General features: G+C 47.1%; 6 protein-coding genes and 1 pseudogene. 2 read left to right on the top strand and 5 right to left on the bottom strand.

Annotated features, from left to right (window positions below):
• Window positions 1-239, bottom strand: a pseudogene (locus tag IQ235_RS13870) (hypothetical protein); the annotation flags it as partial.
• Between the two features lie 101 nt (window positions 240-340).
• Window positions 341-1,036: a hypothetical protein gene (locus IQ235_RS13865; protein ID WP_264322043.1), complete on the bottom strand. Its 696-nt coding sequence runs from the start codon at window positions 1,034-1,036 to the stop codon at window positions 341-343.
• Window positions 1,037-1,587: 551 nt separating this feature from the next.
• On the opposite strand from IQ235_RS13865, the gene fmt reads away from it, so the two are divergent.
• Complete coding sequence (gene fmt, locus IQ235_RS13860) at window positions 1,588-2,583, top strand: methionyl-tRNA formyltransferase (protein ID WP_264322042.1); 996 nt, start codon at window positions 1,588-1,590, stop codon at window positions 2,581-2,583.
• Between the two features lie 17 nt (window positions 2,584-2,600).
• Window positions 2,601-3,518, top strand: coding sequence for a class I SAM-dependent methyltransferase (locus tag IQ235_RS13855; RefSeq protein WP_264322041.1), 918 nt, complete (start codon window positions 2,601-2,603; stop codon window positions 3,516-3,518).
• A 145-nt stretch (window positions 3,519-3,663) separates the two neighbouring features.
• On the opposite strand, the gene IQ235_RS13850 is transcribed toward IQ235_RS13855, so the two are convergent.
• The 3 genes from IQ235_RS13850 to IQ235_RS13840 all read right to left on the bottom strand — a co-directional run bounded on the left by IQ235_RS13850 (window position 3,664) and on the right by IQ235_RS13840 (window position 7,119).
• Window positions 3,664-4,197, bottom strand: coding sequence for a class I SAM-dependent methyltransferase (locus IQ235_RS13850; protein WP_264322040.1), 534 nt, complete (start codon window positions 4,195-4,197; stop codon window positions 3,664-3,666).
• An 18-nt stretch (window positions 4,198-4,215) separates the two neighbouring features.
• Window positions 4,216-6,462: an O-linked N-acetylglucosamine transferase, SPINDLY family protein gene (locus IQ235_RS13845; protein ID WP_264322039.1), complete on the bottom strand. Its 2,247-nt coding sequence runs from the start codon at window positions 6,460-6,462 to the stop codon at window positions 4,216-4,218.
• Between the two features lie 156 nt (window positions 6,463-6,618).
• Complete coding sequence (locus IQ235_RS13840; RefSeq protein WP_264322038.1) at window positions 6,619-7,119, bottom strand: type IV pilin-like G/H family protein; 501 nt, start codon at window positions 7,117-7,119, stop codon at window positions 6,619-6,621.
• Window positions 7,120-7,341: the final 222 nt, after the last annotated feature.

The raw sequence follows: 7,341 nt of genomic DNA, 5'->3' as shown, positions 1-7,341 counted from the left end.
GACCCGACGATCGAGATGAAGCGTCCCCAGACTGCTAGGGGGCGATTGCGATATCGATCGCTGACTTGTTGCGGATCGTAGCGCAGAGCTGGAACGGAAGAGATCGGTTCTAGCTCGACCGGGTCGGCGACCGGTGCCATCGGTTGAGGTCGAACGGTAACCGTGGCTGAGTTAGCAGGTGTAGTTCTAAGACCCGAATCTACGCCACGAGAAAGAGGCGTTCCCGTCTGGACATCCATGAATTTGCCATTGCTGAGAGCTTACTTAAAACATTGTAACAATTTGTTGCCTCAGACCGGAACGTAAGTTAACGTTTTATGCGCTACAGGACGGGAAAACCCTAAAACGATGCTGCGACTTTAGTCGATTCCAACATCGCGTTGAGGGGATTTCCGAACAGAAGAGGGCGATCGTCGTTTGCCATCACCGTCGTCCCGCCAATATCCACCGCACAGACCGACCACTCTCGAGATCCCAAACCGCCCAATCGGAATAAGACTCGATCGCTGCTTGCTTGACTCCAACCCAACAACACCGCACAGCCACCATCGAGTCGGTTGGGTGCTAGGGTGGTGCTTCGTTTGCGCTTACCATCCCAAATCACCGCATAATCCGTTGCTTCGGAGGAACAAAACAATCCTTCAAACTGACGGGCGAGAAGACGATCGCCACCCCTAGACCAGGAAAGGGGAATAGATACGGAAATCGTGCCTCGCATTTGAGTCGGATCGATCGCCGCTCGAGCGCTGGTGGCAATGGGAGAGGTGGGGACGACGCGCTGTATTTCTCCAGTACGGCGGTTTTCCACAAATAGACGACTTCTGAGGCTGCTGCGGTGAAGTTTGGGATCTACTTGCATCTCCACTTGAGAGTAGGCCCCATAGGCTCCATCCGGTGAAATCAAATGACCCGTTCGATAATATTTGACACCAAAGCCGCGGGTCGAACTCACTTGAGCGTGGGTGGTCATTGCCCAGTTCCAGGGAAGGGGGTGAGGACTACCAATAGGATCGTTTGAGTTTTGTCGTTGATTCATGGGTTAGGCTAAATTGGGTTAGGCTGAGTAGCTGAGTATTTGTAACGGGCATCATATCGCGCGCCCGTTCGATTCTAGATTTTTTCGAGAGAGCGACATCGATAACTCCATTGATGCCAACACTCAATAATACCGGGCTGGATATTTACCCCACCCGCAGACACCCTTCAAAACTTTCCCTGCCTCGATCGCCCCAGGCGTGATGTAACGAACCCCGAAACCCGGCCAGAGACCAATCCAATACAACCCAGTGGAGTAGAAGAGTTGGGTCTGGCTCCCATAAAAATTTTCACGCCATCAAACGGCGATTTGAAGGAAAATACTGAATGAATGAGGTCGTCTTTAAAGTAATGACCGCGATAGTACTGATGTTTTACCATCGATTCGGGGGAATTTCAATAATATCTAAACAAAGCTCAATGAAGGGTTGATAAAGCTTTGATAAAGTTTGGCAAGGGTGAGAAGGTTCAAAAGTCGCCAATGGATAGTAAAGTAGAGTTTCACTGGGTTATGCCACTAGAGTGCATCTCTAATTCTCAAGTCAAGCAACGATGAAAATTATATTCTTCGGCACGCCTCAATTTGCCGTCCCCACTCTAGAACATCTCCTTGCTGCGGATGGCTTTGAGGTGATGGCGGTGGTAACGCAACCCGATAAACGGCGATCGCGAGGCAAAAAACTCTTGCCCTCTCCGGTGAAGATTGTAGCTGAAGCTAACGACCTACCGGTTTGGCAGCCGAGTCGTATCAAAAAAGATGCCCCCACCCTGGCAAACCTGCGAGAAGCTAGTGCGGATGCCTTCGTGGTAGTAGCTTACGGACAGATTCTGTCTCAGGAGATCCTCGATATGCCCAAACTCGGCTGCATCAACGGTCACGGTTCGATTCTGCCGAGATATCGTGGGGCAGCCCCCATCCAATGGTGTTTGTGCAACGGCGAAACGGTCACGGGGATGACGACGATGCTGATGGATGCGGGGATGGATACCGGGGCGATGTTGCTTAAGTCGGAAGTGTCGATCGGTTTGCTAGAAAACGCGGATGAGTTGGCGGTGAAATTGGCAAATTTGGGGGCAGATTTGATGGTGGATACCCTCCTCAAACTCGAGGGTCAACTGATTCGACCCATTCCGCAAGATGATACATTAGCGACCTACGCCCCACTAATTAAAAAAGAAGACTACCCAATCGATTGGTCGAAACCGGCTATCGAACTGCACGATCGCATTCGCGGGTTCTATCCCAATTGCACGACCCAATTTCGCGGGCAAGCTTTGAAAATTCAAGCTACCGCACCCCTCGGGGAAGAATATTGGTCTCAACTTCCAGTCGATTTTGCGATGTTGCAACCGAGTTTAGATGCGATCGCTCCCCAATCCGATCGTCCTGGAGAGGTGGTGGGACTGGCGAAAAAACTCGGCCCGATCGTTCAGACGGGGGATGGGTTATTGTTGTTGCGGCAGGTTCAGTTAGCTGGAAAAAAAGCGCGATCGGGATGGGATTTTGCCAATGGGACTCGGTTGGAAGTAGGGGAAGTTTTGGGGTAAGGGAATCTTAGACTGGATTGGCTTGTGTCAAATCTGCGAAGCTTACAACCTCCTGTCTGTTCTGGGCAACCCGTGCCTACCTCGTTTATATCGATAACGGGGTAGGCACGGGGGCACTACCCCTACTGGCGGGGCCTATATTTGGTGAAAACCGCGATCGATTAGCCATGGATTATCAAAAGTTTGTTCGGCATCTTCCCGATCTCTACGACAATTGGGGCGAGGAATCCATTTCTCCCAAATCCGATCGATTCCAACCGATTTTAAAGCAAGTTCGAGGGATGACGACCACTAACGTTCTTCAATTGCTCAATTGGGGAGTAGAGTGCATGGAAGCGGGAGAAGTGTACTGTGAAATTGGCTGTTTTCAGGGGGCGACTCTGATTGGCGCACTCCTCGATCGAACCGAAACCGTTGCCTATGCCGTGGATAACTTCTCCGAGTTCGATCTTGATGGCAAAAATTTAGCTCAATTGGTGGAGAATCTGACAAAATTTGAGTTGGAAGAAAACGTTATTTTCTGCAACCAAGACTTTGAAGACTTTTTTGGCGAGTTAAGGGATTTAAAGTTTGCCGATAAAATTGGGGTGTATTTTTACGACGGGGCCCACGATTATCGCTCTCAACTATTAGGGCTGCTATTTGCTGTTCCCTTTTTAGCCGATCGGGCTTTAATAATCGTTGATGATAGCAATAATGGTGAAGTTCAGCAAGCCAACTGGGATTTTATTGCCGCCAATCCTCAGTGTAAAATGCTTCTAGACTTACCCACATCTAAAAATGGCGATCGAACCTTTTGGAACGGTCTGCAAGTGTTGAGTTGGGATATCGATCGAAGTGAAAATTATACGATTGATGAGCTTAAAAAATACAGAAATGAGTTAATTATCGATGGCATTTATAATTTGCATTTTAGCAACTTAGAAGAAAAATAGGGTCAACGGCCGTTGACCCCTACAGTCCTGACGTTCTCCAATCAAATTTCCTAAGTTTTCTGCACTTTATATCTTGCAAGTCAGCCATTTGTTCGTGATTTTCCCTAAATTATAGAATCATTTTTAAATTTTACGATCGCATATCCTATCTGGATTTCACCGCAATGACATTCAAACTAATTAACGTCTCCATCAACTCCATATCGCTACAATCCTCAAACATCCCAAATTTAGAAACTTTCTCATATTCTTCAAATCCCACTTCTTCTAAATACATCGCCAAAATTTCAAAGTCAAAACCCACTTTGTGAACGTCATATTCATCGCTGTGCGCGCCGAACATAATTCGCATCAAATAATGGCGTTCCATCGGCGTTAAATTGGGATTCAAATACAGCCAGCACAGGGTTTGTAAATCGGGAACGCTGATGTATAGTTTCCCACCGGGTTTCAGGACTCGATGCCACTCCCTGAGCGTTACAATTAGCTCGTTATTGAGAGAGTGGTGAAAGTGTTCTAAAACGTGGCTGGCATAAATCGCTTCAACTGAATTCTCTTCAAATTGCTCTAAATTCGTAGCATTGCCGATAAAATCGACTTCTTCGCGCTCTTCAATATCTAATATTTTCCAGTCTGGATGAGGTTGGGTTCCTCCAATGTGGAGTTGAATCGATTTCATTTTTAATTTTTCCTAATATTATGAATGTTGGCGAATATAGATATTCCAAATATCGAGATAGGCTTGCTCTAAATTGCAAGTAAATCTTTGCGCATTCCACAGCGGGGCCGTTTTTTTTGACTGGCGTAATTTCCAGGCAATTTGTTGGCGCAACTGGGAATTTGTTCCCAATTGAATCCCCCATTCTACATAGGCTTCATCCGTCCAGGCAATACCTTCTTCAATCCCGGCGTTCGTCAGTAAAGTATACCCTTGTCGGCTGGCAAATTGTTCCCCCACCCGCGTCACCACCGGAACTTCCATCCATAGGGTTTCTAGGGTTGTCGTCGTTCCGTTATAGGGATAGGTATCGAGAACCACATCGGCAATGCCGATATTGGCGCGGTGAATGGCTTCTGAAGGTGCAGCCGGCAGGAATCGCAAGCGATCGCATTTTACCCCTTCTTCCGCTGCCATTTGCTCGAAGAAACGGCGTACGGATTCGATATCGGTATTTAAGCCTTTTATGAGTAAATAACTGTTGGGAACGGCTTGTAAAATCTTCATTTGCGATCGCACGTTCTCGGGATGGCGTTTTGCTCCCGTTTGCGAGCTAAAATAGACGATTGCATCGCTGGGTATTTCTAATTTTTCTCGCCGTAAAGTGGGTACGCCAACCTCAAATCCATCGACGGCAAGATAGGTTTGCGGCAGTCGCAAAATCTTTTCGCGGTAGTACGTTTGTGCGGAGTCGGGTAATACGTAAGAGTCGGCGATAAAATAGTCGATGGTGGGGATTTCCGAGGCATCAAACCCCAGCCAAGTCACTTGAACGGGAGCGGGTTTTATAGCCAAAACTGCACATCCCGTCTTAGAAGTCAAGCTATCTAAATCCACTAAAATATCGATTTTGTCTCGCTCGATTTGAGTCGCGATTTCTGGGATTGGTGTATCTTGGGAGAAATTGCGGAAAATCGATAGCTGACTGGCAATTTCCTGCTGGATAAAATCTCCTGTATCTGTGAGAGAATACCCATAGGTTTGAAAGCGATCGCGATCGTGATGGCGAAACAGCCATCGAGAAATGGAACCGACGGAATGGCGAGTTAAACAGCCGGAAAGATAACCGATTTTGAGAGGTCTATCGCTTTTCAGTCTCGACGGCTCAAATGTTGTAAAATCGAATGAAGTCAAGCTGAAGTGTTGTTTGATTTGCGATTGCCAAACGCGAGCAATTTTTTGCCGAAATTGATTGGCTTCTTGAGGACGATCGTCTAAATACCCGAAGAACGAAACGATCGAAATCAGATTTAGGAGATGATTTTCGTCAACGGCGATTTTTTGATTTTCAATTGCATCAATCAACTCTAGTAGGAGAGACTGATACGTTTCATGGCTGGTATAAGCTTTGTCGAAATCTCCTCCTGACTTCAGTAATGCTCGAATTTTCAAGTAATATCCGGCAATTCGATCGAGTAGCGTATCGGCTTGGCTTAAGAGTTTCGCCGTCAGTTCCAGGCTGCGATCGTATTGGTTTTCATCTTGATAGAGATTGATTAAATTAACCAGAATCGGGATATTTTCCGGTTGAAGTTGATGGCAAAGATCGAGATATGGGATGAGTCGCGATTTGGGAAAACTGCTATCTTTGGCTAAACTTGCCGTTTTATTCACGATCGCATTTTCCAAGTCTCGATCGCCTTTTAGTCGCGCCACACAAGCTTGAGTAAATTGCGCCGTCACCGGCAGTATCGCCGCAACATCGAGTAAGGTTTGCACCGTTTGCCGACATAATTCGCGATTCGGGGTGGCAGTATTCTCGAGTAATGCGATCGCCTCCAAGACAATCTCTTCAAAATCTTCGAGGATATCCAACCTGACAAACTGCTGCATCAGTTGCAAGGTATTGTCCAAATCTGCCGGTGCAATTTCCCGGATATGCTGGCGAATCACCCACGCGAGGCGATCGTTTTCCTCGTTTTTTTGCTCGTTTTTTTGCTCATTTTGAAATGTTTCTTGGCGTTCGGCTTCCCGTTGCAATACCCGAAGTAATTCTGCCGTCCACTCATCTGCGGCTTCCGGTTCCGCTTCTAGCATCACCGACAGCCAAGTGGCTTGCGCGTCCTCTTCTTCTCCCAGAAGCAACAGCATCAATCCCAAATTCCAGTAGTGCGATCGAACTTCGGGTTCTAACTCGATGGCGAGTTCGTATAAATTTGCCGCGGATTGGTAGTCTCCGCAATCCCAATTGGATTTTGCTTGATGCTGCCAGTCTGTTTGGGCCATTAAATTATATATATCTAAAAACTGCGCTCCTTTTTTCTACTAAAAAAGGAGCGCAGCACTATCCAGTTCAGTTTAAAAGCTTACCTGACAAACTTGATTGAAGTTTACTTTAACTTAGTGAACTTACAAAGCTCAAATCAACGTCAAGCAAAGCTTTTAGAGTTTCTCACCGCCGGCACAAGTACCACCATCTTCATCAGCAGTGGGAGTGGGAGCACTTTTACCGGCAGTTTCAGCTTCACACAAGACAGTACCCGTTGCACCAGTGTCTAGAATCTTCACTTGACCAGCGTAGCCTTTGAGTGCTTCATCACGAGGGATAGCTGTTGTGGTTGCAACTGTTCCATCTGCTGTTGGGATATCCATCGTATAGTTGTTCGTTTCAGTCGGCAAACCTACTCCGAGCTTTTCAAAATCATTGGTAAATTCGGTGTTCTCCAGTCGGTAGGCTTGGTGGGCGCGGTTGACGGCACCGACGAAGCTTTTACCTTCCGACTGTTTGGCTTTAGCCGCTTGGCTGAGGAAGGAGGGAAGGGCGATGGCGGCCAGAATCCCGATAATGATGATCACAACCAGCAGTTCGATGAGGGTAAAACCGCCTTCTTTGCGCTTCTGATTGAGGTGTTGCAGAAACTTGGTTTTAAATTCTGTCTTCATGCTCGTACCTTCTCCTAAAAAGTTGGGGATGCTTGGGTTTTTTATCTCCTTATCTCTAACTTACCCATCCTCACCCCAGTTCATATCACCCCCCTGAAAAAATTTTTTTTGGGGATGGGGCAATCGCTATTGGAAAGAAACGTTTGGCTTGGGGGCACTTGCTTCGAGTCGTCTCAACTTCAGCAATTTCGTCGGGTGTCAAGCACGAACCCACCCCTAACC

It is taken from the genome of Zarconia navalis LEGE 11467 (genome assembly GCF_015207075.1).
GTDB lineage: Bacteria > Cyanobacteriota > Cyanobacteriia > Cyanobacteriales > Geitlerinemataceae > Zarconia > Zarconia navalis.
Note: the sequence above shows the minus strand (reverse complement) of the source record. Positions and strands in the feature narration are given on the sequence as shown.